Here is a 21,679-nt window from a genome sequence, read left to right as displayed (position 1 = left end):
GCCCCTTCCCATCGCGCCGCCGCTTGCCTAAGACGCCCGCAACCGCAGCCGGGAGTCCCTTTATGACCCAGACGCCGTCCCTTCAGGTCACGCCCCAACCCGGCATCATGGAGATCGCGCTGTATGAGGCGGGCACCGCCACCCTGTCGGGCCGCAGCGACGTGCTGAAACTCAGCTCCAACGAAAACCCCTTCGGCCCGTCCGAGAAGGCACGCGAGGCGGTGGCCCATGCGGCGCAGGCAATGCACCGCTATCCCTCGACCGACCACGCACGCCTGCGGGCGGCGATCGGCGAGGTCCACGGGCTCGACCCCGACCGGATCATCTGCGGCGTGGGCTCGGACGAGATCATCCATTTCCTCTGCCAGTCCTATGCCGGGCCGGGGACCGAGGTGCTGTTCACCGAGCACGGCTTTTCCATGTACCGCATCAGCGCGCTGGCCGCCGGAGCCACCCCGGTCGAGGCGCCCGAGCGTGAGCGGACCACCGACATCGACGCCCTGATCGCGGCGGCTACGCCCGCCACGCGGCTGGTCTTCGTCGCCAACCCCAACAACCCGACCGGCACGATGATCGAGACGGCGGAACTGGAGCGGCTGGCCCTGGCCGTACCGCAGGCGATTCTTGTCATCGACGCGGCCTATGCGGAATACGTGGACGCGGACTTCGACGGGGGGGCGGAACTGGCAACGCGGCTGCCCAACGTCATCATGACGCGCACGTTTTCCAAGATCTACGGCCTCGGCGGGCTGCGGGTGGGCTGGGGCTATGGCCGCCGCCAGATCATCGACGTCCTGAACCGCATCCGGGGGCCCTTCAACCTGTCCAATGTCGCGCTGGAAGGGGCCGAGGCCGCCGTGCGCGACCGCGGCCACGTCGATCACGCGCGCGCCGAGAACGCCCGGATGCGCGACTGGCTGGCCGGGGCGCTTGCCCGGCACGGGGTCCCCTCGGACCCGTCGCACGCGAACTTCATCCTTGCCCGCTTTGCCGACGAGGCGACCGCCGCCGCCTGCGACGCCGCCCTGCGCGAGGACGGGATCATCGTCCGCCGCGTCGGCGGCTACGGCCTGCCGCAGTGCCTGCGCATCACGGTCGGGGACGAGGCCGCCTGCCGCCGCGTGGCGCAGGTCGTCGGCCGGTTCATGGCCGCCCGATGAGCAGCGAGCCCATCTTCCAGCGCGTCGCCCTGATCGGCCTCGGCCTGATCGCGGGATCGATGTCGCTGGCCATGCGCGAGGGCGGGCTTGCCGCCCATGTCATGGGCTATGCCCGCTCACCCGAGACGCGCGACACGGCGCGCGAAATCGGGCTGGTGGACGAGGTGGCCGAGACTGCCGCCGAGGCCGTCAAGGGCGCGGACCTGATCGTGCTGGCCGTTCCGGTCGGCGCCATGGGCGATGTCGCGGCCGAGATCGCGCCGCATCTCTCGCCCGGCGCCATCCTGACGGACGTGGGCTCGGTCAAGCAGTCGGTCATCGACGTGGTCGCCCCCCATGTGCCCGAGTGCGTCCATTTCATTCCCGGCCATCCCCTGGCAGGGACGGAACATTCCGGGCCCCGCTCGGGCTTTGCCACGCTGTTCCGCAACCGCTGGTGGCTGCTGACGCCGCTGCCCGACAGCGACCCGGATGCGGTGGAACGGCTGTCCGCGCTGGTGCGCGCGATGGGGGCCAATGTCGATACCATGGAGGCCCCGCACCACGACCGGGTGCTGGCCGTCACCAGCCATGTGCCGCACCTGATCGCCTATACGATGGTGGGCGTGGCCGACCACCTCAGCCGCGTCACGGAATCCGAGGTGATCCGCTATTCCGCCGCGGGTTTCCGCGACTTCACCCGGATCGCGGCCTCGGACCCGACGATGTGGCGCGACGTGTTCCTGCACAACAAGGAAGCGACGCTCGACATTCTCGGCCGCTTCGCCGAGGAGCTGTTCGTCCTGCAGCGCGCCATCCGCATGGGCGACGGCGAGCATCTGCACAGGTATTTCACCGGCACCCGCGCCATCCGCCGCGGCATCATCGAGGCGGGGCAGGACACCGCCGCCCCCGACTTCGGCCGGGCGGCGGTCAAGGACGGCGCCTAGGCCGGAAACAGCGGCGCCTCGCCCAGGGCCAAGGGGCCGAGGAAGGTCTTGCCGTCACGGAAGATCAGCGGCACGCGCAACTCGCCCTTTGCGGGCTCGGCCGGGGCGGGAACGCCCGTGGGCAGATCGACGGGCATTTCGGCCGCCTGCTGCAGCGCGGTGTCGGCCAGCGCCACGGTAACGGCCGGGATGGCGCCCAGATCGGCTGCCAGTTGCAGCCAGGCGCGGGCATCGGTGGTGTAGACGAAGGCCGCGCCCTCGGCGCGTCCGTCCTCGCCTGCCCGGACCGTGCCCGCAAGGCGCAGCGACTGGTCACCCAGGGTCAGCGTCACGCCGTCCGACGACAGGCCCACCAGATCAGGCGGCGGCGCATCCGCTGCCTGCCGGAGAGGCGCGGTCAGGAAGACCCGCGCGGCGCCTTCGACGGAAATGGCGCGGTCGGCCAGCGCGGGGGGGCGGGGCAGCAGCCCCATGCCCGTCAGGTCGCGCAACCTGCCGCCCAAGTCATAGGCCGCGCGGGCGGCACGGGGCGCGGCGGCCCCCATCGCCACCAGCTGCGCCTGCGCGTCCAGGCCCTCCAGCAAGGGATGGCCCTCGATCGCCACGGGGCCGCTGGCAGCGGCCATCCGGCTGATCGCCATGTCGCTGCCCGGCGAGACGCGCAGGGACAGCACCGCGTCCGCCGCCGTCACTGCCAGCGGGCGGCCCAGGACGGGCAGGGTCATGGTGGAAGGCAGGGCCGCGTGGAACTGGGTGGGCGAGGTCGGCGCGGCCCAGAGCTCGACGGCCGGCAGAACGGCCTCGCCCGCCGGGGTGGCGATCTCGACGGCGGTCAGGCCGAGGCCGATCCGGTCGATCTCGCGCAGGGGCGCGACCGAGGCGGCCTCGATCCGGGGGTCCTCGGCGATCATGGTCCGGGCCTTTCGCGCAAGCCAGGTTTCGCCCCCCAGCCATGCGCCCGCCACGGCGCCCCCGACCAGCAGCAACAGGATCACCAGCGTCTTCACGGCGCCTCTCTTGAAATCATGCAGGACCGGCCTAACCTGCGCCGGATGGAAAGGGCAAGCGATGGATGACGGCTTCTGGGTCTTCGGCTACGGCTCGTTGATGTGGGCGCCCGACTTCCCCGTGGCCGAGGCCGTCATCGCCCAGGCCGATGGCTGGCGGCGCAGCTTCTGCCTGCGATCCGTCACCTACCGGGGCACCGAGACCTGCCCCGGCCTCGTCCTGGGGCTGGAACCGCACCCCGGCCGCGACTGCACGGGACTGGCCCTGCGGGTCGAGGACCCCCTGTGGCCCCAGGTCATCGCCGGCCTGCGCGCGCGCGAGATGGTGACGGACGCCTATCGCGAACTGATGCTGCCGCTCGCGCTGGCCGACGGGCGCCGCGTCAGGGGGCTCACCTATGTCATGCGCCCCGAGCACCGGCAGTATGCGGGCGGGCTCAGCCCCGACGAGCAGGCGGCGATCATCGCCACGGCCTGTGGGGGCAGGGGACCGAACGCCGACTATCTCTACAACACCGTCGCGCATCTGGCCGAGCTGGGGATTCCCGACGACGACCTGGACGATCTCGCCGCACGGGTCCGGGCGCTGCGGGGGGCGGCGGCCTAGCGCGGGTCGAGCAGCGTGTATTCGTCGGGAAAGCGGTTCAGGTAATCCAGCATCGGCCCCGCCGCCCGCCATTGCCGCAGAAGCGCGCGGCCCAGACGGCGGCGGTCGGGCCAGTGGCGGCACGCCAGCCCCTCCTCGGCGCCCGGCAGGGCGGCATAGGGCGCGCGCCAGCGCAGGGGCACGATGCCCTCGGAGCGCTTCAGCCAGGGCTTCTCCGGCCCGATGAAATGGATCAGGCAGGGGTCGGCCATAGCGGAAAGATGCGCCGAGGCCCAGGTGAACTGCCAGTTCCACAGGGAGCTCATCTCGGCCCAGTCGCCCCGCAGCACGCCGTTCAGCAGCGCCTGGTCGCGGCCGAGCCCCGCCAGATGCGTCCGGGCGAAAGCGGCGCAGCGGGCGGGCAGGTCCTGTTCGGCCCAGGCGTCCGTGTCCACCATCACCACGCCTGCATTGAAATAGGGCGCCGCAGGCCAGCCGAGCTTCCTGAAATCCGGCACCCGCTTGCCCGGCTGCCGCCATTGCCGGTTGTCGCGCACCGCCGCCACGGCGCGGCCCCGCATGTCCGCCGCCATCAGCCGCCCCGGATCGCCGCGCTCGAACAGGATGTCGGCGTCCAGCACGAGAATGCGCCGCCAGCGCCCCTTGAGGGCACCCGCGAGAAACACGTCCATGTAGGTCGCCACGGACCGCCGCCCGTCCAGCGGCAGCGCCGCCTCCAGCGTCGCGTCGCGGGCGGCGACGTGACCCACACCCGCCTGGGCCAGCGCCGGCGGAAGCTCCAGCGGCTCGGGCGAGCCGATCAGCACGTCCCAGTCGCGCACCTCGACCGCAAGCTGGCCCGCCACGACCGAGGCATAGGGCAGGTAGCCCGCGTCGCAGGCCACGATCACGGCGCGGTCGGAAAGCTGCCGGAAGCCCGGCGAGATCACGGCACTCATGCGGCCCGATTTCCACCCGATGAAACCGAAAGGCAAGCGCGCGCTTTCCCCTCTAACCCTGCCGCAAGCGGCGTGATAGCGTGAACACCATGGTCCAGATCCCTTCCCGCCAGCAGATCCTCGACTGGATCGCAGACAATCCCGACGCCACCGCCAAGCGCGACATCGCCAAGGCCTTTGGCATCAAGGGCAGCGACCGCATCGAGCTGAAGCGCATCCTGCGCGAGCTCGAGGACGAGGGCCTGCTGGAACGCCGCCGCCGCCATTATCGCGACCACGAGAAGCTGCCCCCCGTCAGCGTGGTCGAGATCCTGCCGCCCGACGCGGATGGCGACATCTTTGCGAAGCCCTTGGAATGGCAGGGCACAGCGCCCATGCCGCGCATCCTCTTCGCCCCCCGCAAGGCCGACCCGGCCGTGGGCGCGGGCGAGCGGGTGCTGGTCCGCCTGACCGAGGTCGAGGGCGAGGACTACCAGTATCAGGCGCGGCTCATGCGCCGCATCGGCACCGCGCCCCACCGCGTCGTCGGCATCTTCCGCAAGGCGACCGAGGGCGGGCGCATCGTCCCCATCGACAAGGGGGTGGATCGTGAATGGCGCGTCCTCGCCGACGCGACGCAGGACGCGCAGGACGGCGAACTGGTCGAGGCCGAGCAGATCGGCTCGCGCAACCGCATCGGCCTGCCGCAGGCGCGCATCATCGAGCGGCTGGGCGACCCCTCGGCCCCGCGCGCCGTCAGCCTGATCGCCATCCACCAGCACGGCATCCCCGACGACTTCCCCGACGCCGTGATGGCCGAGGCCGACGCGCAGAAACCGGCCACCATGAAGGGCCGCGAGGACCTGCGCGACCTGCCGCTCGTCACCATCGATCCGGTGGACGCCCGCGACCATGACGACGCCGTGGCGGCCATGCCCGACGAAGATCCCCGGAACGAAGGCGGCATGATCCTGTGGGTCGCCATCGCCGACGTCGCGCATTACGTCCGCCCGCAGTCCGCGCTGGACAAGGAGGCGCGGCACCGGGGCAACTCGACCTATTTCCCCGACCGTGTGGTGCCGATGCTGCCGGACGTGCTGTCGGGCGACCTCTGCTCGCTGCATGAGGGCGTGGACCGGCCGGTGATCGCTGTCAGGATGCGGATCGACGCGCAGGGCAACAAGATCGGCCACGACTTCCATCGCGGCATGATGAACAGCATGGCCTCGCTGTCCTACGAGCAGGCGCAGGCGGCCGCCGACGGCAAGCCCGACGAGCAGGCCGCGCCGCTGATGGACAACGTGATCTGCCCCCTTTTCGCGGCCTACGAGCTGCTCAAGGCCTCGCGCGCGCGCCGCCAGCCGCTGGACCTCGACCTGCCGGAACGCCGGATCGAGCTGACGCCGGATGGACGCGTGAAATCCGTGGCCTTCCGCGACCGCTTCGACGCCCACCGGCTGATCGAAGAGTTCATGGTGCTGGCCAATGTCGCCGCCGCCGAGGAATTGACCCGCCTGCGCCGCCCGCTGCTGTTCCGTGTCCACGAGGAGCCCAGCCCCGAAAAGCTGAACGCGCTGCGCGATGTGGCCGAGGCCTCGGGCTTCGCGCTGGCCAAGGGGCAGGTCCTGCAGACGAGCCACCTGAACCGGCTGCTCGCCCAGGCGCAGGGCACCGACTTCGACGAATTGATCAACGTCAGCACGCTGCGCTCCATGACGCAGGCCTATTACAACGCGGAAAACCTCGGCCACTTCGGGCTGGCGCTGAAGAACTACGCCCATTTCACCTCGCCCATCCGCCGCTATTCCGACCTGATCGTGCATCGCGCGCTGATCTCGGGACACCAGTGGGGCAAGGACGGGCTGTCGGCGCAGGACATCGAGACGCTGGAGGACACGGCCCAGCACATCTCGGACACGGAACGCCGCAGCATGGCGGCCGAGCGCGACACGACTGACCGCTACCTCGCCGCCTATCTCGCCGACCGCGTGGGGTCCGAGTTCACGGGGCGGATCAGCGGGGTCCAGCGCTTCGGCGCGTTCGTCAAGCTGGACGAGACAGGGGCCGACGGCCTTCTGCCCATCCGCGAGATCGGCAGCGAGTATTTCCACTTTGACCGCGACGCCCAGACGCTGGTCGGGTCCGACAGCGGCACCGTGATCGGCATCGGCCAGCGCGTCACCGTGCGCCTTGCCGAGGCGATCCCCACCACCGGCGGGCTGACGCTGGAACTGGTGGAACTCGACGGCCGCAGCATCGCCCGCGGCCCTCAGGGCCGCCGCGGCAAGTCTCCCCGCCGCCGGGACGCGCAGAACGCCAAGGCCGGCGAAGCCCGCGCCCGCAAGCTGCGGCGTATCCGCAAGCGGTGACTTCCTGCAGATGGCTACGCCGCGAAGTGCCCTTGGCGTAGCAGCGCAGGTGAGGGCTCGACCCGCACGCCCTTGCAAGTCAGCCCCACTCTCAAAAGTGGGGTGCGGCCTTTGCCCCGCTCTTTCTTCTTTGCCCAAATATCCCGGGGTCCGGGGCAGCGCCCCGGTCCAGCGGTGACGCAAAGGAAAAGGGCGGCTCCTCGCGGAACCGCCCCTCCACCATCCTCAGAACCAGATCAGATCGCCGCGTCGCGGACGTCCTGATCGACCTTGTCCTGGTATTTCTTGAAGTTCTCGCGGAACATGCCCTTCAGCTTTTCGGCCTGCGCGTCATAGGCGGCGGCGTCGGCCCAGGTCTGGCGCGGGTCCAGCAGCCTGTCCTCGACGCCCGGCACCGAGACGGGCACCTCGAAGCCGAAGTTCGGGTCCTTGCGGAACTCGACGTTGTTCAGCGAGCCGTCCAGCGCCGCGCTCAGCAGGGCGCGGGTGGCCTTGATCGGCATGCGCTTGCCGGTGCCGAAGGGGCCGCCGGTCCAGCCGGTGTTGACCAGCCAGCAGGTCGCGCCCGACTTCTCGATCCGCTTCTCCAGCAGCTTGCCGTATTCCTCGGGGCGGCGGGGCATGAAGGGCGCGCCGAAGCAGGTCGAGAAGGTCGGCTGCGGCTCGACCACGCCGTCCTCGGTCCCCGGGGTCTTCGAGGTGAAGCCCGACAGGAAGTGGTACATCGCCTGCTGGGGCGTCAGCCGCGCGATCGGCGGCATCACGCCGTAGGCGTCCGAGGTCAGCATGATGATGTTCTTCGGCGCACCGGCCATGCCGGTTTCGGACGCGTTCGAGATCGCGTCCAGCGGATAGGCGCAGCGGGTGTTTTCGGTGATCGAGCCGTCGGCGAAGTCCAGTTCAAGCGTGTCGGGGTCATAGACCATGTTCTCGACCACGGTGCCGAAGCGGTGGGTCGTGGCGTAGATCTCGGGCTCGGCCTCGGGCGACAGGTTGATCGTCTTGGCGTAGCAGCCGCCCTCGAAGTTGAAGACGCCCTTGTCCGACCAGCCGTGCTCGTCGTCGCCGATCAGCACGCGCGAGGGGTCCGCCGACAGCGTGGTCTTGCCGGTGCCCGACAGGCCGAAGAAGACCGCGACGTCGCTGGGATCGCCCGGCGCATGGTTGGCCGAGCAGTGCATCGGCATCACGCCCCGTTCCGGCAGGATGTAGTTCAGCAGCGTGAACACGCCCTTCTTGTTCTCGCCCGCATAGCCGGTGTTGCCGATCAGGATCATCCTGCGCTCGAAGTTCAGCGCGATGACCGTTTCGCTGCGGCAACCGTGACGCGCGGGGTCCGCCTTGAAGGAGGGGCAGTTGATGATCGTCCAGTCGGGGGTGAAGCTCGCCAGTTCCGGTGCCTCGGGGCGGCGCAGCAGGTGGCGGATGAACAGGTTGTGCCAGGCCAGTTCGCTGACGACGCGCACGTCAAGGCGCTGTTCGGGGTCGGCGCCGCCGAACAGGTCCTGCACAAAATATTCCTTGCCCTTCATGTGGGCCAGCATGTCCTCGTACAGGCGATCGAAGGCCGCGGGCTCCATCGGCGCGTTGTTGTCCCACCAGATCGAGTCCTCGACGCCCGCCGTGCGCACCACGAACTTGTCCTTGGGCGAGCGCCCGGTCTTGGCGCCGGTGGACACCAGGAAGGCGCCGCCCAGGCCCAGCTTGCCCTCGTCCCGGCGGATCGCGGCCTCGATCAGCGCGGGTTCCAGCAGGTTGTAGTGGACGCGGCCCAGACCCTCGATCCCCTGGTCCTCGAGCTTGCAGTTCGGGTTGACGCGGGACTGTGCCATGCCGGTGGTTCCTTGGGTCGAGTTCGCTGCAACCTGCGTGCCCGCGGCATGGTCGCCCAGACCCTGGCGACCCTGGTCTTCGAGCTTGCGATTCAGGTTGACGACGGTCTGTGCCATGCGGGGAACTCCTTGGATCGGGCGCGCTGTGCTTCGGGCCCCTATAACATGGCGGAATGATGATGATAGACCAACAGGAGTGGCAGTTAGCGCAACCAGAGATGGTTAGCGTTATCATTGCCGCAATGGTCAACTGCGGCGACATGGTCCCGTGACCACGATCCACGCCAGTGCCGTGGAAATCGGGGGACGGGGGCTGCTGATCTTGGGCCCCTCGGGGGCGGGCAAGTCGGCGCTGGCGCTGGCGCTGATGGCATTGGGGGCGCGGCTGGTGGCCGACGACCGGGTGATCCTGCGGGTCGAGGGCCGCCATCTTCTGGCCGACTGCCCGCCCGCGATCCGGGGCCGCATCGAGGCGCGCGGCATCGGCATCCTGCGCGCCGACCCGGCCGGCCCGGTTCCGCTGGCGCAGGTCGTGGACTTGGGGCGGGCGGAAACAGAGCGACTGCCGCCTTTCCGCACCACCTTCCTGCTGGGGTTGGAGCTGCCCCTTGTGCTGGGCCCGATGGAGCCGCATCTTCCACCCGCACTGATGCAGCTGATGCGCGGCGGGCGCTGCGACTGAGGGCCGGGGCGGTTCCGGCGGAAGGGATGGGCCTTGAACAGCGACCAGGTAGCGTCGGACGAGCATGCCCCCGGACCGCAGGCCCAGCGGCTTGTGCTGGTGACGGGCCCCTCGGGCGCCGGCCGCTCGACGGCGATCCACGCGCTCGAGGACATGGGCTTCGAGGCGATCGACAACCTGCCCCTGTCGCTGATCCCGCGCCTGCTGGACGGCCAGCCCCGTCCCGTGCCGCTGGCCCTGGGGCTGGACGTCCGTAACCGCGATTTCTCGGCCTCGAACCTGATCGAACTGATCGACGCGCTGACCCGCAATCCCGGTTTCGCGCCCGAGGTGCTGTATCTCGACTGCGCCACCGAAACGCTGCTGCGGCGCTATTCGGAAACGCGCCGCCGCCATCCGCTGGGCGAGGGCAGCACGCCCGCCGATGCGATCACGGCCGAGCGCGACATGCTGTCCCCGGTCCGGGCGCGCGCCGACGTGCTGATCGACACGACCGAGCTGTCGCCCCATGACCTGCGGGCCGAACTCGCGCGGACCTTCGACCTGCGGGGCGGGCGGGGGCTGTCGGTTTCGCTGCAGTCCTTCAGCTACAAGCGGGGGGTGCCGCGCGGCCTCGACATGATGTTCGACTGCCGCTTCCTCGCAAATCCCCATTGGGAACCGGGCTTGCGGCCCTTCGACGGGCGGGACTGGCCGGTTCAGGATTACGTGACGGCAGATCCCCGGTTCCGGGCCTTCTTCGGGCAGGTCCGTGACCTTATCTTGTTTTTGCTGCCCGCGCAGGTAGATGAGGGCAAGGCGCATCTGGCGATCGGCTTCGGCTGCACCGGAGGGCAACATCGTTCCGTCACTTTGGTGGAGCTGATGGCCGACACGCTTGCGAAAGAGGGCTGGCAGGTGTCAAAACGACACCGGGAATTGGAACGTCGCGCCTCGGCGCTGCGACCGGCCGACCCGACCCGCTCAGAACAGCCGGGGGCGTCCGGCGGATCGGCGGGCGGCGGGCCGTTGCGAATGGTGGAAGGCAGTTGATCGGAATCGTCATCGTCGCACATGGAGGGCTGGCGCGCGAATATGTCGCCGCCGTCCAGCATGTGGTCGGACCCCAGACCGGCCTCCGGGCCGTCACCATCGAGGATAACCACGACCGTGCCGCCAAGCAGGACGAGATCTGCCAGGCCGCGAACGACGTGGACACGGGCGACGGCGTCGTGATCGTCACCGACCTGTTCGGCGGCTCGCCGTCGAACCTGTCGATGCCGGCCTGCCTTCCCGCGCGCCGCCGCATCCTTTACGGCGCCAACCTGCCCATGCTGGTCAAGCTGGCCAAGTCCCGCCACCTCGCGGTCGAGGAGGCCGCCGTCCTCGCCGCCGAGGCGGGACGCAAGTACATCGACTGCTACACCCCCGAGCCTTCGCCGGTCCGGGCCGCGCTGTGACCGAGATCAGCCGCGAACTGCGGATCGTCAACGAAAAGGGACTGCACGCCCGCGCCTCGGCCCGCTTTGCCGAGACGGTGGAGCGCTTCGACGCCCGCGCCATGGTGGAAAAGGACGGCGAGATGGTGTCGGGCGATTCGATCATGGGCCTGCTGATGCTGGTCGCCCCGCGCGGCAGCACCATCCGCGTCACCACCAGCGGTCCCGAGGCCGAGCCGCTGATGCAGGCGCTGGCCGAACTGGTGGACAGCTACTTCGGCGAAGGCCGCTGAGGGCCGCCCCTTGGCCCGCGACAGCTATCACCACGGCAACCTGCGCCAGGCGCTCGTCGAGGCCACCGTGTCGCTGATCGAGGACAAGGGGCCGATGGCCTTCACCCTGGCCGAGGCCGCGCGCCAGGCCGGCGTCAGCGCCGCCGCCCCTTACCGCCATTTCTCCGGCCGCGAGCAGTTGCTGGAGGAGGTCGCGCGGCAGGGATTCCTCGACTTCGCAGCGCGGCTGGAAGCCGCCTTCGACGAAGGCCGTCCATCTGCGCTGTCGGCCTTCCTGCGCATGGGGCAGGCCTACCTGGGCTTTGCCGCCGAGAAGCCCGGCTTCTACATGGCGATGTTCGAGGCGGGCCTGTCGATCGCCGGCAATGCCGATCTGGCCGCGGCGGCCGAGCGGGCCGAGGCCGCCCTGGTCCGGGGTGCCGAGGCACTGTTCGCGCGCCTGCCCGCAGACCGCCGCCCGCCGCCTTCGATGGTCGCGAACCACGTGTGGGCGCTGTCCCATGGTGTGGTCGAACTGTTCGGACGTGGCCGCCCGGGTGCGCGCAGTCCGATCTCGGCCGACCAGATGCTGGAAAGCGGCGTGCTGATCTACCTTCGCGGCCTCGGCGTCATCGAGTAGCGGATTCTTTCGTGACGGGCATTGACGCAGGCCCCTGCGCCTCCAACATTGTTAATGTGATTAACATTCACATCCCTGAACGGAGCACCCCCATGATCCCAGCCTACGAACCTCGCAGCTATCCGCCCGCCCAGGGCGTCGTTCAGTCCGCAAGGCAGCTTCTGCTGCAGGCCCGCGACTGGCTGGACGCGCGGGGCAGGGTGGCCTGGCTTGCCGCCATGGTCCTCGGCCTCGTCTTCGCCTGGCCGGTGGGCCTCGCCATCCTCGGCTACATGATCTGGAGCAAACGCATGTTCGGAACCTGCACCCGCCGCAGCCGCCACGTTCCCGCCTACCGCGCCGAAAGCACCGGCAATGCCGCCTTCGACGCCTACCGCGACGAGACGCTGAAGCGGCTGGAAGACGAGCACCGCGCCTTCCTGGACTTCCTGCAGAAGCTGCGCGAGGCCCGCGACAAGGCCGAGTTCGACCAGTTCATGGACGAACGCCGCCAGAACTAAGGCAAAGGGGCCGGTCCAGCCGGCCCCTGTTCAGTAAGCGCAGTCGGCGTAGATGCGCGACAGGTCGCCCTGCCATGCGCCGTGATACTTCGCCAGTAGTTCGTCCGCCGTCGTCGCGCCGCGTTCCACCTTGTCCCGCAGCACGGCGAGGAACTGCGCCTCGTCCGCGCCCCGGTCGTCCAGATGCCCGCGTGCGGTCAGCCCGGCCTCGGCCAGCGCCAGCGCCTCGGCGGCGAGATCGCGCAGCCTGATGCCCCCGAACTCGCCCGCCAGCCCGTCGCGGGCGGCAGCGCGGCGCAGGCCCTCGCGCTGTTCGTGCGTCCAGCCGCGCGTCAGTTCCGTCGCGGCGTCCAGCGCCCCTTGGTCATAGGTCAGCCCGACCCACAGCGCGGGCAGGGCGTTCAGGTGGCTCAGCGGGCCGCAGTCGGCGCCGCGCATCTCGATGTATTTCTTGACCCGCGCCTCGGGGAAGACGGTGGTCATGTGGTCGGCCCAGTCCGACAGCGTCGGCACCTCGCCCGGCAGCGCAGGCAGGCGGCCCTGGAGAAAATCGCGGAAGCTCTGCCCCAGCGCGTCGATGTACCTGCCGTCGCGGTAGACGAAATACATCGGCACATCGAGGACATAATCCACCCAGGCCTCGTAGCCGAAGCCCTGCTCGAAGACGAAGGGCAGCATCCCCGTCCTCGCCGCGTCGAGGTTCTGCCAGATATGCGCGCGCCAGGACCTCATCCCGTTGGGCTTGCCGTCGAGGAAGGGCGAGCTTGCGAACAGCGCCGTTGCCACCGGCTGCAGCGCAAGTGCCACCCGCAGCTTCTGCACCATGTCGGCCTCGGACGCATAGTCGAGGTTCACCTGCACGGTGCAGGTCCGGTACATCATCTGCGTGCCGAGCGTGCCGACCTTCTGCATGTAGGGCGTCATCAGCGCATAGCGGCCCTTGGGCATCATGGGCATCTGCGCCTGCCCCCAGACCGGCGCGGCGCCGAGGCCCATGAAGCCGATGCCCAGCCCCTCGGACACCGCCGCGACCTCGGCCAGATGCTGGCGCGTCTCGGCATCGGTGTCGTGGACCGTCTCGACCGGCGCGCCCGACAGTTCAAGCTGCCCGCCGGGTTCCAGGCTGACATTCGCGCCGTTCCGCGACAGGCCGATCAGGTGGCCGTTCTCGCGCTGCTCGGACCAGCCGAAGCGGTCGCGCAGCCCTTCAAGGATAGCCAGGATCGAGCGCGGCCCCTCGTAGGGCAGGGGCTCGAGCGTGTCCCACAGGAAGCCAAACTTCTCGTGCTCGGTGCCGATGCGCCAGCTGTCGCGCGGCTTCTCGCCCGAGGCGATATAGTCGGCGAGCTGCTCTCGGCGCTCGATCGGGCCGCCGCCCTGCTGGGGAATGGACATGGGGGCCCTCACGAGGTCGTAATCGTTCGGACAGGTGGCGCGACGGTGGGGGAGTGTCAAGCCAACCCTTCGGCGGGCCTCGCCCAAGCCTTGCCGCCCCCGCGTGCGCGTGTCACAGGCTTGGCATTCCCCAAGCCCTCGAGATCCCGATGACCGACCTGCCCGACATGACCGATGCCCGCGCCCTGCCGGTGGTGCGCCTGCGGCCCAAGGCGAACGCGCGGGCGATCCGGCACGGCTTCCCTTGGGTTTATGCCGACGAACTGGTGGTGGACCGCCGCACCAGGGGGCTTGCGCCGGGCGCCATGGCGGTGCTGCAGGACGCCGAGCGGGGTGAGCTGGGCGTGGTCACGGTCAACGTGAACTCGAAGATCGTGGCGCGGGTCATGGACCAGGATGCGGGCGCGGACATTGACCGCGGCTGGCTTGTGGCGCGGCTGCGCCGAGCGCTGGCGATGCGCGAACGCCTGTTCGACGCGCCCTTCTACCGCCTGGTCCATGCCGAGGCGGACGGGCTGCCGGGCACCATCATCGACCGCTTCGGCGATGCGGCGGTGATCCAGCCCAACGCCGCCTGGGCCGACCGGATGCTGCCCGATCTGGCCGAGGCGCTGGCCGAGGTCACGGGCGTGTCCACCATCGTCATGAACGGCTCGGGCCGGGTGCGCGGGCTCGAAGGCCTGGACGAGCGGACCGAGGTGCTGACCGGCGCCGTTCCCGCGCCCATCGAGGTGCCGATGAACGGCGCGACCTATCTGGCCGACCTGACCGGCGGGCAGAAGACGGGGCTGTTCTACGACCAGCGGCCGAACCACGCATTCGCCCAGCGGCTGGCGCGCGGCGCTCGGGTACTGGACGTGTTTTCCCATGTCGGCGGCTTCGGCCTTGCCGCGCTGGCGGGCGGCGCGGACAGCGCGACCTGCGTGGATGGCTCGGCCGCGGCGCTGTCGCTGGCCCAGGGCGGGGCGCGCGCGATGGGGCTCGAGGCGCGTCTGACCACCCGGCAGGGCGATGCCTTCACGGTGATGGAGGCCATGGCCTCCGAAGGCCAGCGCTTCGACGTGGTGATCTGCGACCCGCCCGCCTTCGCACCGGCGAAACAGGCGCTGGAGGCCGGCCTGCGCGCGTATGAGCGGATCGCGCGCCTGGCCGCCCCGCTGGTGGCGCCGGGGGGCTATCTCTGCCTCTGCTCCTGCAGCCATGCCGCCGACCTGACGGCCTTCCGCAACGCAAGCGCGCGGGGGATCGGGCGCGGGGGACGGCGGATGCAGCTGATCCACACGGGCTTTGCCGGGCCGGACCACCCGATGCTGCCGCAACTGGCCGAAAGCGGATACCTCAAGTCGCTGTTCTTCCGGCTGGACGGATGAAGGCGGTCCTCGACGCCTGCGTCCTTTACCCGACCGTTCTGCGGGAAATCCTGATCGGCGCGGCGGATGCGGGGCTTTACCAGCCCCTCTGGTCCGCCCGCATCCTTGACGAATGGCGCCACGCCGCCGCCCGCCTCGGTCCCGACGGGGCCGCCGTGGCCGGGGCCGAGATCGCCCTTCTGCGCGCCGCCCACCCTGCGGGCGAAGCCCCCGACAACGGCACTCTGGCCGCGGGCTTCGATTGGCCCGATCCTGCCGACCGGCACGTGGCCGAGGCCGCGCTGGCCTCGGGCGCAGACATGATCGTCACCGCCAACTTGCGCGACTTTCCCGCGCGGGCGCTCGGCACGCTGGGCTTGCGCGCGGTCCATCCCGACGCCTTCCTGCTGGACCTGTGGCGGCGCGACCCCGACCCGGTCGCCGCCAGCGTCCACGCCGCCCATGCCAGGGCGCAGGCCTTGGGCGGGCCGCTGCCGCTCCGCGACCTGATGGCGCGGGCGCGGCTGCCGCGGCTCGCCAAGGCGCTGGCGCGGCAGGGCTGACTTGCCGCCGGGCCGCGCAGCCTCTACCACCGTCCGGGCAAGCGATGGGGGAAGCGGATGGCCTCGCGTCTGATCCGGGTCGATGACTTCGACCTCGTCATCTTCGGCGCGACCGGGGATCTGGCGCGGCGCAAGATCCTGCCGGGCCTGTTCCGCCGCCATGCCGGGGGCCAGTTCCCCGAGGGCGCCCGCATCATCGCCGCCGCCCGCGCCGAGATGGACGACGAATCCTTCCGCGCCGACATCCGGGCCGCCATCGCCGAGTTCGACCCGGACCGCGCCGATGCGCCCGAGCTGCCCGGCTTTCTCGACCGCCTGTCCTATGTGCGCCTTGACGCCTGCGGCGAGGAGGGCTGGCCCGAACTGGCCGAAAAGATGCGGACCGGCGTGGTGCAGGCCTTCTATTTCTCGGTCGCGCCGAGCCTGTTCGGCGACCTTGCCGAGCGGCTGGCCCGCCACGGCATCGCGGGACCGGACGCCCGCATCGTCGTCGAAAAGCCCTTCGGCCGCGACCTCGCCTCGGCCCGAGAACTGAACCAGGTGCTCGCCCGCCATTTCGACGAACGCCAGATCTACCGGATCGACCATTACCTCGGGAAGGAAACGGTCCAGAACCTGATGGCCGTGCGCTTTGCAAACATCCTGTTCGAGCCGCTGTGGAACGCCCATTACATCGACCACGTCCAGATCACCGTGGCCGAAACCGTGGGGGTCGCGGGCCGCGCGGCCTATTACGACCATTCCGGCGCCATGCGCGACATGGTGCAGAACCACCTGATGCAGCTTGTCTGCCTGATCGCGATGGAGCCGCCCTGGCACTTCGACCCAGACGCGGCCCGGGACGAGAAGCTCAAGGTCATCCGCGCGCTGGAGCCGGTCGCGCCCGCCGACATCGTGCGCGGGCAATATGCGGGCGACGGGGACGAGCCCGACTACCTGAGGGACGTGGACAACCCCGACAGCCGGACGGAAAGCTTTGTCGCGCTGAAGCTCAGGATCGCCAACTGGCGCTGGCAGGGGGTGCCCTTCTACCTGCGCACCGGCAAATGCCTGCGCGCACGCACAAGCGAGATCGCCGTCGTCTTCCGCGAGCCGCCGCATTCCATCTTCGACACGGCGGGCCAGCAGAAACCCAACCAGCTGGTGATCAGGCTTCAGCCGAACGAGGGGATCAACCTCAAGGTGATGATCAAGGAGCCCGGCCCCGGCGGGATGCGCCTCGTGCAGGTCCCCTTGGACATGAGCTTCGCCGAGGCCCTGGGTCCCGAGGGCGCCGAGATGCCCGACGCCTATGAACGCCTGATCATCGACGTGATCCGGGGCAACCAGACGCTGTTCATGCGCGGCGACGAGGTCGAGGCCGCCTGGGCCTGGGCCGATCCCATCATCTCGGCCTGGGAGGAAGGCTCGGGCAGGCCCGAACCCTATCAGCCGGGCACCAGCGGGCCGGATGAGGCGTTGGGGCTGATCCACCGCGACGGCCGCCGCTGGCGCGACATCAAGACCTGAACCTTGAGGCGTAGACCCGATGACCCTGACCGAGCATCCTGATCGCGAGGCCCTGACCCTGGCCGTGGCCCAGGCCATCACCGAGGCGCTGGGCATGGCGCTGAAGGTGCGCGAGCGCGCCGTCCTGTGCCTGCCCGGCGGCTCGACCCCGGTTCCCGTCTTCAAGGCGCTGGCGGCCGCACGGCTGGAATGGGAGCGGGTGATCGTCATCCCCAGCGACGAGCGCTGGGTGCCGGCGGACCATCCCCGATCGAACGCGCGGCTGATCCGGCGCAACCTCCTCGAGGAAGGCGCGGGCGCCGAGTTGATCGAGCTTTACACCGAGGGGCTGGACCCGCAGGCGGGCGCGGCGCTGGCCTCCGAGCGCATCGCGCCCCTGCTGCCGCTGTCGGTCCTGCTGCTGGGCATGGGCGAGGACATGCATACCGCAAGTCTCATTCCCGGTGCCGATGGGCTGGAGGCCGCGCTGGATTCCGCCGCACCCCCCGTCCTGCCGGTGCAGACCGCCGCCGAGGCACGGGTGACACTGACAGTGCCGGCGCTGTGTTCGGCGACGGAAGCCTTCCTGATGATAACCGGCCCCGAGAAGCGCGAGGCGCTGGAGCGCGCGGCCGCGCTGCCCGTCGAGGAGGCACCGGTCCGCGCCGTCCTCAAGGGGCTGATGGTGCATTACGCGGAATGATTTGAATGAAGGATTTTTCGATGACCGACATCTGGCGGCAGTTGGCCGACCATCGCGCCGCGACCGGCGACCGCCCCATCGCCGCCCTGTTCGACGCCTACCCCGACCGCGCCCGCCACTGCACGGTGGCGGCCGAGGGGCTGTGGTTCGACTGGTCCAAGACCGCCATCGACGACACCGCGCTTGATCTGCTGCTGGCGCTGGCCGAAAGCGTCCCTCCCCGGCGCGAGGCGATGTTCACGGGCGAGAAGATCAACGAAACCGAGGGCCGCGCCGTCCTGCACACGGCCCTGCGCGCGACCGACGGCCCGATCCTTGTCGATGGCCGGGACGTCCTGCCCGAGGTCCACGCGACCCTGGACCGGATGCGCCGCTTTGCGGGTCAGGTGCGCTCGGGCGAAATCGCGGGGCAGGGCGGGCGTTACACGGATGTCGTCAACATCGGCATCGGCGGCTCGGACCTCGGCCCCGTCATGGCCGCGCTGGCGCTGGCGCCCTGGGCTGACGGGCCGCGGCTGCATTTCATTTCCAACGTGGACGGGGCGGACGCGGCCGACACCCTGAAGGGGCTGGACCCGGAAAGGACGCTGGTGATCGTTTCGTCCAAGACCTTCACCACGATCGAGACGATGACCAACGCCGAGACCGTCCGCCGCTGGATGGCAGGCCGGGTCGCGGATCCCGCAAGCCAGTTCGCCGCGGTGTCGAGCGCGCTGGACAGGACCGCCGCCTTCGGGATCGACCCCGACCGGGTCTTCGGCTTCGCCGACTGGGTGGGCGGGCGCTATTCGGTCTGGGGCCCGATTGGGCTGTCGCTGATGCTGGGCATCGGGCCCGAGCAGTTCGACCGGTTTCTCTCCGGCGGACGGGCGATGGATGCCCATTTCCGCTCTGCTCCGCTGAAAGGGAACCTGCCGGTGATGCTGGCGCTGGTGGGCGTCTGGCACCATCAGGTCTGCGGCTATCCGACCCGCGCCGTCCTTCCCTATGCCAACCGCCTTCTGCGGCTGCCTGCCTATCTGCAGCAGCTCGAGATGGAATCGAACGGCAAGCGCGTCACGATGGACGGGCGCGACCTCGACCGTCCGTCCGGCCCCATCGTCTGGGGAGAGCCTGGCACCAACGGCCAGCACGCCTTCTACCAGCTGATCCACCAGGGCACGCAGGTCGTCCCCTGCGAGTTCATCGTCGCCGCCCGGGGCCACGAGCCCGACCTCGACCACCAGCAGAAGCTGCTGATCGCCAATTGCCTCGCGCAAAGCGGCGCCCTGCTGCGCGGCCGCTCGCTGGAGGAGGCGCGGGCACTGATGGCTGGCAAGGGGCTGGACGCCGCCGAGGCCGAGCGGCAGGCCCGCCACCGCGTCTTCCCGGGCAACCGCCCCTCGACCACGCTGGTGATCGAGGGGCTGACGCCCTTCGCCCTGGGCCAGATCGTGGCGCTGTATGAACACCGGGTTTTCGTCGAGGGCGTGATCCTGGGGATCAACAGCTTCGACCAGTGGGGGGTGGAACTGGGCAAGGAGCTTGCGCTGAAGCTCGGGCCCCTGCTGGATGGCGGTGACGCGGACGGGCAAGACGCCTCGACCCTCGCGCTGGTCGCGCATATCCGGGAGGTGCGCGGCGAGGGGTGAGGGGGTACAGCGCCGCTCGGCTGCGTGCGCCCTGTCGGCCCTTTGCTTGTGGCGCGCGGGTGCCCAAGTGGCGAGCTTTGCAGCGGGCAGCACGGACGCATGGGTGCCTGGATCAGGATAAATTCGGAGGCAGCGTCCGGGCTGAACCGGAGGGGCCTTGGGCGTCTTTCTGACCAGATGCCCCTTCAACGGTAGCAAGCGAGGGGCGTGGGCGTCGGAGAATGGGCGCCTTGCGGGACCTGCTTCTGATGACCCGGACAATACCGGGCCGCCGCAGGGAGGACGGCCCCCGGCCTCAGCCCCGCAGCAGCCCCAAGACTGCCGACATGAACCGCTCGGCCACGGGGGCGGCTTCGAACATCAACTCGTGCCGCGCACCTGGCAGGTCGAGCAGTTGCGCCCCCGCCCAGGCGGCGGCCCGCTCCTGCACGGCCCGGCGCGACACGACCGCCTCGGCGCCGCCAAGGCCGATCAGCGCGGGCAGTTCGGGCGAGGACAGGGTGGCGAGGCGGCGGCATTCCGCGCGGGCAGCGGCGATCCAGGCATAGGTCGCGCCACCCAGCGTCAGGTCGGGCCAGCTTCCCGCCTGCGCGACCAGACGCGCCCATTGCAGCGGGTCGCCCGTCAGCGCGTTACCCCGGAAAGGCGCGTCCAGAAGGTAGGTGCCTCCCCCGCCGGTGCCGATGGCGGTCAGGTCCGCCCGGCCGAGCCGCTGCGCGGTCCCCGTCAGCCCGGTGATGACCGCATCCGGAACGCGCGGGTGGTACAGTCCCCACATCGGCGCGGAAAAGGCTGCCGTCCGCACCGGCAGCCCGTTCAGCAGCGCGGCCAGGCCGATGCAGCCGCCCATGGAATGCGCGAGCAGGTGCCAGGGGCGAGGCAGTGCCAGGGTATCCGCGGCCACCACCATCTCGACGACGTCGGTCTGGTAATCCGCGAAGTCCCGGATATGGCCCGCCCGGGGATCGGGCAGCAGGCGGTCGGACATCCCCTGTCCGCGCCAGTCGATCGCCAGAACGGCCAAGCCCTCGGCCACAAGCCACGCGGCGATGGGGGTATATTTCTCGAGATATTCGGTGCGGCCCTGGAACAGCAGCACCGTTCCGGTGGCCTGTCCCTCGGGTTCCCACAAGCCCAGCCGCAGGCGCAGGCCGTCCTCGGTCCGAAGGAAGAAGGCCTGTCCCGGCGAGGGCGCCTCGCCGGGCAGGTGGTTCAGAGGCGCGGGCTGAAAGCCCGCCTGCCGGATCGCCGGGGCCTCTGTGTCCATGGGGGCGTCAGGACAGGGCCGCGCCCAGCTTCATCGCGGCCGGAAGCGAGCCGTCGATCTTCAGCTTGCCCGTCATGTAGGCCATGGTCGGGTTGGTGTCGCCGTTCAGGATGCCTTCGAACGTGTCGCGGTTGGCGGTCAGCGTGACTTCGGCAGGCTCGTCGCCCGCGCGCACGCCCTGTTCGTCGATCATGATGGCGCCTTCGCCTTCCACCACGAACTTGGCCGAACCGTCAAAGGACGAAATCCGGGCCCCCAGCGCCTTGACGGCCCCTTCAATGACTGCACTCATCAATCTCTCCCCAAATCTGGCGCCGCGGCGCGGGAATGCTTACATCGTTCATATGCGCGCGCCGTTGACCCAGTTCCACTCTGCCGCCACGGCATTTGGCGCGGCACTGCTGTCGATCCTGTTAACGGCAGCGCCATTGGCTGCACAAAGCCCGGAAGAAATGGATTCACTTTTCAGCGAATTGTCCTCGCAGCAGGGGGACGGATGGATGCGGGCGCAGTCCGACATCGAGCGGATCTGGTCGCGCTCGGGCTCTGCCGCCCTCGACCTGCTGCTGATGCGGGGCGAAGCGGCGCTGGACGCGGGCGACGTGCCGGCCGCCATCGGCCACCTGACCGCGCTGACCGAGAACGCGCCCGACTTCGCCGTCGGCTGGGCTGCGCGGGCCGTGGCCTTCTACCTTGCCGGGGAAACCGGCCCGGCCATGGCCGACCTTGCGCAGGCGCTGCGGCTGGAGCCGCGGCACTGGCCCTCGGTCACGCTGCTGGCCACGATCCTCGAGGACATGGGACAGACCGACCGCGCGCTGGACGCCTATCGCGAAAGCCTCGCGATCAACCCGCACCAGGACGAGGCCGAGGATGGCGTCGCCCGCCTGATGGCTGCCGATCAGGGGCAGGACGTCTGAGGTGGCGGGTCGCGTCACGGCCGTGCTGGG

General features: G+C 69.9%; 22 protein-coding genes. 16 read left to right on the top strand and 6 right to left on the bottom strand.

All coding sequences use genetic code 11. The features are described 5' to 3' along the window. Positions 1-62: 62 nt before the first annotated feature. Together hisC and ACFFII_RS05595 are read left to right on the top strand one after the other, a co-directional pair. Positions 63-1,160, top strand: a complete 1,098-nt coding sequence (hisC, locus tag ACFFII_RS05600) for a histidinol-phosphate transaminase (RefSeq protein ID WP_377697899.1) — start codon at positions 63-65, stop codon at positions 1,158-1,160. Next, positions 1,157-2,089: a prephenate/arogenate dehydrogenase family protein gene (locus ACFFII_RS05595; RefSeq protein ID WP_377697898.1), complete on the top strand. Its 933-nt coding sequence runs from the start codon at positions 1,157-1,159 to the stop codon at positions 2,087-2,089. Before hisC ends, ACFFII_RS05595 begins: the two co-directional genes overlap by 4 nt. Here the strand turns inward: ACFFII_RS05595 and ACFFII_RS05590 are convergent. Then, positions 2,086-3,096, bottom strand: a complete 1,011-nt coding sequence (locus ACFFII_RS05590; protein ID WP_377697897.1) for a DUF2125 domain-containing protein — start codon at positions 3,094-3,096, stop codon at positions 2,086-2,088. The genes ACFFII_RS05595 and ACFFII_RS05590 overlap by 4 nt on opposite strands. A gap of 61 nt (positions 3,097-3,157) precedes the next feature. On the opposite strand from ACFFII_RS05590, the gene ACFFII_RS05585 reads away from it, so the two are divergent. Beyond that, positions 3,158-3,703 carry a gamma-glutamylcyclotransferase gene (locus ACFFII_RS05585; protein ID WP_377697896.1) on the top strand — a complete coding sequence of 182 codons (546 nt, stop codon included), beginning with the start codon at positions 3,158-3,160 and terminating at the stop codon, positions 3,701-3,703. Here ACFFII_RS05585 and ACFFII_RS05580 read toward each other — a convergent pair. Then, a complete protein-coding gene (locus tag ACFFII_RS05580) occupies positions 3,700-4,641 on the bottom strand; it encodes a glycosyltransferase family 8 protein (RefSeq protein ID WP_377697895.1) in 942 nt (313 codons plus the stop codon). The two genes, ACFFII_RS05585 and ACFFII_RS05580, sit on opposite strands and share 4 nt — an antisense overlap. 89 nt (positions 4,642-4,730) lie before the next feature. On the opposite strand from ACFFII_RS05580, the gene rnr reads away from it, so the two are divergent. Beyond that, complete coding sequence (rnr, locus tag ACFFII_RS05575) at positions 4,731-6,989, top strand: ribonuclease R (protein WP_377698180.1); 2,259 nt, start codon at positions 4,731-4,733, stop codon at positions 6,987-6,989. Between the two features lie 236 nt (positions 6,990-7,225). On the opposite strand, the gene ACFFII_RS05570 is transcribed toward rnr, so the two are convergent. Next, positions 7,226-8,821 (bottom strand): phosphoenolpyruvate carboxykinase, encoded by a 1,596-nt coding sequence (locus ACFFII_RS05570; RefSeq protein ID WP_377698179.1) that lies wholly within the window; start codon positions 8,819-8,821, stop codon positions 7,226-7,228. A gap of 268 nt (positions 8,822-9,089) precedes the next feature. On the opposite strand from ACFFII_RS05570, the gene ACFFII_RS05565 reads away from it, so the two are divergent. The 6 genes from ACFFII_RS05565 (at position 9,090) to ACFFII_RS05540 (ending at position 12,333) form a co-directional block, all read left to right on the top strand. Beyond that, a complete protein-coding gene (locus tag ACFFII_RS05565; RefSeq protein WP_377697894.1) occupies positions 9,090-9,503 on the top strand; it encodes an HPr kinase/phosphorylase in 414 nt (137 codons plus the stop codon). 33 nt (positions 9,504-9,536) lie between these two features. Then, positions 9,537-10,535, top strand: coding sequence for an RNase adapter RapZ (rapZ, locus tag ACFFII_RS05560; RefSeq protein WP_377697893.1), 999 nt, complete (start codon positions 9,537-9,539; stop codon positions 10,533-10,535). After that, the gene (locus ACFFII_RS05555; protein WP_377697892.1) at positions 10,532-10,942 is read left to right on the top strand and encodes a PTS sugar transporter subunit IIA; all 411 of its coding nucleotides are present in this window, start codon (positions 10,532-10,534) and stop codon (positions 10,940-10,942) included. Before rapZ ends, ACFFII_RS05555 begins: the two co-directional genes overlap by 4 nt. Then, a complete protein-coding gene (locus tag ACFFII_RS05550; RefSeq protein ID WP_377697891.1) occupies positions 10,939-11,214 on the top strand; it encodes an HPr family phosphocarrier protein in 276 nt (91 codons plus the stop codon). Before ACFFII_RS05555 ends, ACFFII_RS05550 begins: the two co-directional genes overlap by 4 nt. Positions 11,215-11,224: 10 nt before the next feature. Further along, positions 11,225-11,833, top strand: coding sequence for a TetR/AcrR family transcriptional regulator (locus tag ACFFII_RS05545; protein ID WP_377697890.1), 609 nt, complete (start codon positions 11,225-11,227; stop codon positions 11,831-11,833). Between the two features lie 92 nt (positions 11,834-11,925). Next, the gene (locus ACFFII_RS05540) at positions 11,926-12,333 is read left to right on the top strand and encodes a DUF2852 domain-containing protein (RefSeq protein ID WP_377697889.1); all 408 of its coding nucleotides are present in this window, start codon (positions 11,926-11,928) and stop codon (positions 12,331-12,333) included. Between the two features lie 30 nt (positions 12,334-12,363). On the opposite strand, the gene ACFFII_RS05535 is transcribed toward ACFFII_RS05540, so the two are convergent. Beyond that, the gene (locus ACFFII_RS05535; RefSeq protein WP_377697888.1) at positions 12,364-13,728 is read right to left on the bottom strand and encodes a glutamate--cysteine ligase; all 1,365 of its coding nucleotides are present in this window, start codon (positions 13,726-13,728) and stop codon (positions 12,364-12,366) included. A gap of 149 nt (positions 13,729-13,877) precedes the next feature. Between ACFFII_RS05535 and ACFFII_RS05530 the strand changes: the two genes are divergently transcribed. From ACFFII_RS05530 to pgi, 5 genes are read left to right on the top strand one after another with little or no spacing between them, the layout of a single operon-like run. Beyond that, positions 13,878-15,098: an RSP_2647 family RNA methyltransferase gene (locus ACFFII_RS05530; RefSeq protein ID WP_377697887.1), complete on the top strand. Its 1,221-nt coding sequence runs from the start codon at positions 13,878-13,880 to the stop codon at positions 15,096-15,098. Further along, entirely contained in the window at positions 15,095-15,640 is a 546-nt protein-coding gene (locus ACFFII_RS05525) for an RSP_2648 family PIN domain-containing protein (protein ID WP_377697886.1), read from the top strand. Before ACFFII_RS05530 ends, ACFFII_RS05525 begins: the two co-directional genes overlap by 4 nt. Before the next feature lie 57 nt (positions 15,641-15,697). After that, entirely contained in the window at positions 15,698-17,149 is a 1,452-nt protein-coding gene (gene zwf / locus ACFFII_RS05520; RefSeq protein WP_377697885.1) for a glucose-6-phosphate dehydrogenase, read from the top strand. A 19-nt stretch (positions 17,150-17,168) separates the two neighbouring features. Next, on the top strand, positions 17,169-17,831 hold the full coding sequence (gene pgl / locus ACFFII_RS05515) for a 6-phosphogluconolactonase (RefSeq protein WP_377697884.1): 663 nt from the start codon (positions 17,169-17,171) through the stop codon (positions 17,829-17,831). A 20-nt stretch (positions 17,832-17,851) separates the two neighbouring features. Next, positions 17,852-19,462, top strand: coding sequence for a glucose-6-phosphate isomerase (pgi, locus tag ACFFII_RS05510; protein WP_377697883.1), 1,611 nt, complete (start codon positions 17,852-17,854; stop codon positions 19,460-19,462). A 295-nt stretch (positions 19,463-19,757) separates the two neighbouring features. On the opposite strand, the gene ACFFII_RS05505 is transcribed toward pgi, so the two are convergent. Together ACFFII_RS05505 and ACFFII_RS05500 are read right to left on the bottom strand one after the other, a co-directional pair. Beyond that, a complete protein-coding gene (locus ACFFII_RS05505; RefSeq protein ID WP_377697882.1) occupies positions 19,758-20,729 on the bottom strand; it encodes an alpha/beta hydrolase in 972 nt (323 codons plus the stop codon). A 7-nt stretch (positions 20,730-20,736) separates the two neighbouring features. Next, entirely contained in the window at positions 20,737-21,021 is a 285-nt protein-coding gene (locus tag ACFFII_RS05500; protein WP_090752915.1) for an SCP2 sterol-binding domain-containing protein, read from the bottom strand. Between the two features lie 160 nt (positions 21,022-21,181). Here ACFFII_RS05500 and ACFFII_RS05495 point away from each other — a divergent pair, with 160 nt between their 5' ends. Then, a complete protein-coding gene (locus ACFFII_RS05495) occupies positions 21,182-21,649 on the top strand; it encodes a tetratricopeptide repeat protein (RefSeq protein ID WP_377697881.1) in 468 nt (155 codons plus the stop codon). The last annotated feature ends 30 nt before the right edge of the window (positions 21,650-21,679 follow it).

Source organism: Paracoccus niistensis (assembly GCF_042432925.1).
Lineage (GTDB): Bacteria > Pseudomonadota > Alphaproteobacteria > Rhodobacterales > Rhodobacteraceae > Paracoccus > Paracoccus niistensis.
Note: the sequence above shows the minus strand (reverse complement) of the source record. Positions and strands in the feature narration are given on the sequence as shown.

Excerpts from the sequence above, each read along its gene's own strand:
- hisC (WP_377697899.1), top strand. The coding sequence starts at position 63 with ATGACCCAGACGCCGTCCCTTCAGGTCACGCCCCAACCCGGCATCATG.
- ACFFII_RS05595 (WP_377697898.1), top strand. The coding sequence starts at position 1,157 with ATGAGCAGCGAGCCCATCTTCCAGCGCGTCGCCCTGATCGGCCTCGGC.
- ACFFII_RS05585 (WP_377697896.1), top strand. The coding sequence starts at position 3,158 with ATGGATGACGGCTTCTGGGTCTTCGGCTACGGCTCGTTGATGTGGGCG.
- ACFFII_RS05580 (WP_377697895.1), bottom strand. The coding sequence starts at position 4,641 with ATGAGTGCCGTGATCTCGCCGGGCTTCCGGCAGCTTTCCGACCGCGCC.
- rnr (WP_377698180.1), top strand. The coding sequence starts at position 4,731 with ATGGTCCAGATCCCTTCCCGCCAGCAGATCCTCGACTGGATCGCAGAC.
- ACFFII_RS05570 (WP_377698179.1), bottom strand. The coding sequence starts at position 8,821 with ATGGCACAGTCCCGCGTCAACCCGAACTGCAAGCTCGAGGACCAGGGG.
- ACFFII_RS05540 (WP_377697889.1), top strand. The coding sequence starts at position 11,926 with ATGATCCCAGCCTACGAACCTCGCAGCTATCCGCCCGCCCAGGGCGTC.
- ACFFII_RS05535 (WP_377697888.1), bottom strand. The coding sequence starts at position 13,728 with ATGTCCATTCCCCAGCAGGGCGGCGGCCCGATCGAGCGCCGAGAGCAG.
- ACFFII_RS05530 (WP_377697887.1), top strand. The coding sequence starts at position 13,878 with ATGACCGACCTGCCCGACATGACCGATGCCCGCGCCCTGCCGGTGGTG.
- ACFFII_RS05525 (WP_377697886.1), top strand. The coding sequence starts at position 15,095 with ATGAAGGCGGTCCTCGACGCCTGCGTCCTTTACCCGACCGTTCTGCGG.
- zwf (WP_377697885.1), top strand. The coding sequence starts at position 15,698 with ATGGCCTCGCGTCTGATCCGGGTCGATGACTTCGACCTCGTCATCTTC.
- pgl (WP_377697884.1), top strand. The coding sequence starts at position 17,169 with ATGACCCTGACCGAGCATCCTGATCGCGAGGCCCTGACCCTGGCCGTG.
- pgi (WP_377697883.1), top strand. The coding sequence starts at position 17,852 with ATGACCGACATCTGGCGGCAGTTGGCCGACCATCGCGCCGCGACCGGC.
- ACFFII_RS05505 (WP_377697882.1), bottom strand. The coding sequence starts at position 20,729 with ATGGACACAGAGGCCCCGGCGATCCGGCAGGCGGGCTTTCAGCCCGCG.
- ACFFII_RS05500 (WP_090752915.1), bottom strand. The coding sequence starts at position 21,021 with ATGAGTGCAGTCATTGAAGGGGCCGTCAAGGCGCTGGGGGCCCGGATT.
- ACFFII_RS05495 (WP_377697881.1), top strand. The coding sequence starts at position 21,182 with ATGGATTCACTTTTCAGCGAATTGTCCTCGCAGCAGGGGGACGGATGG.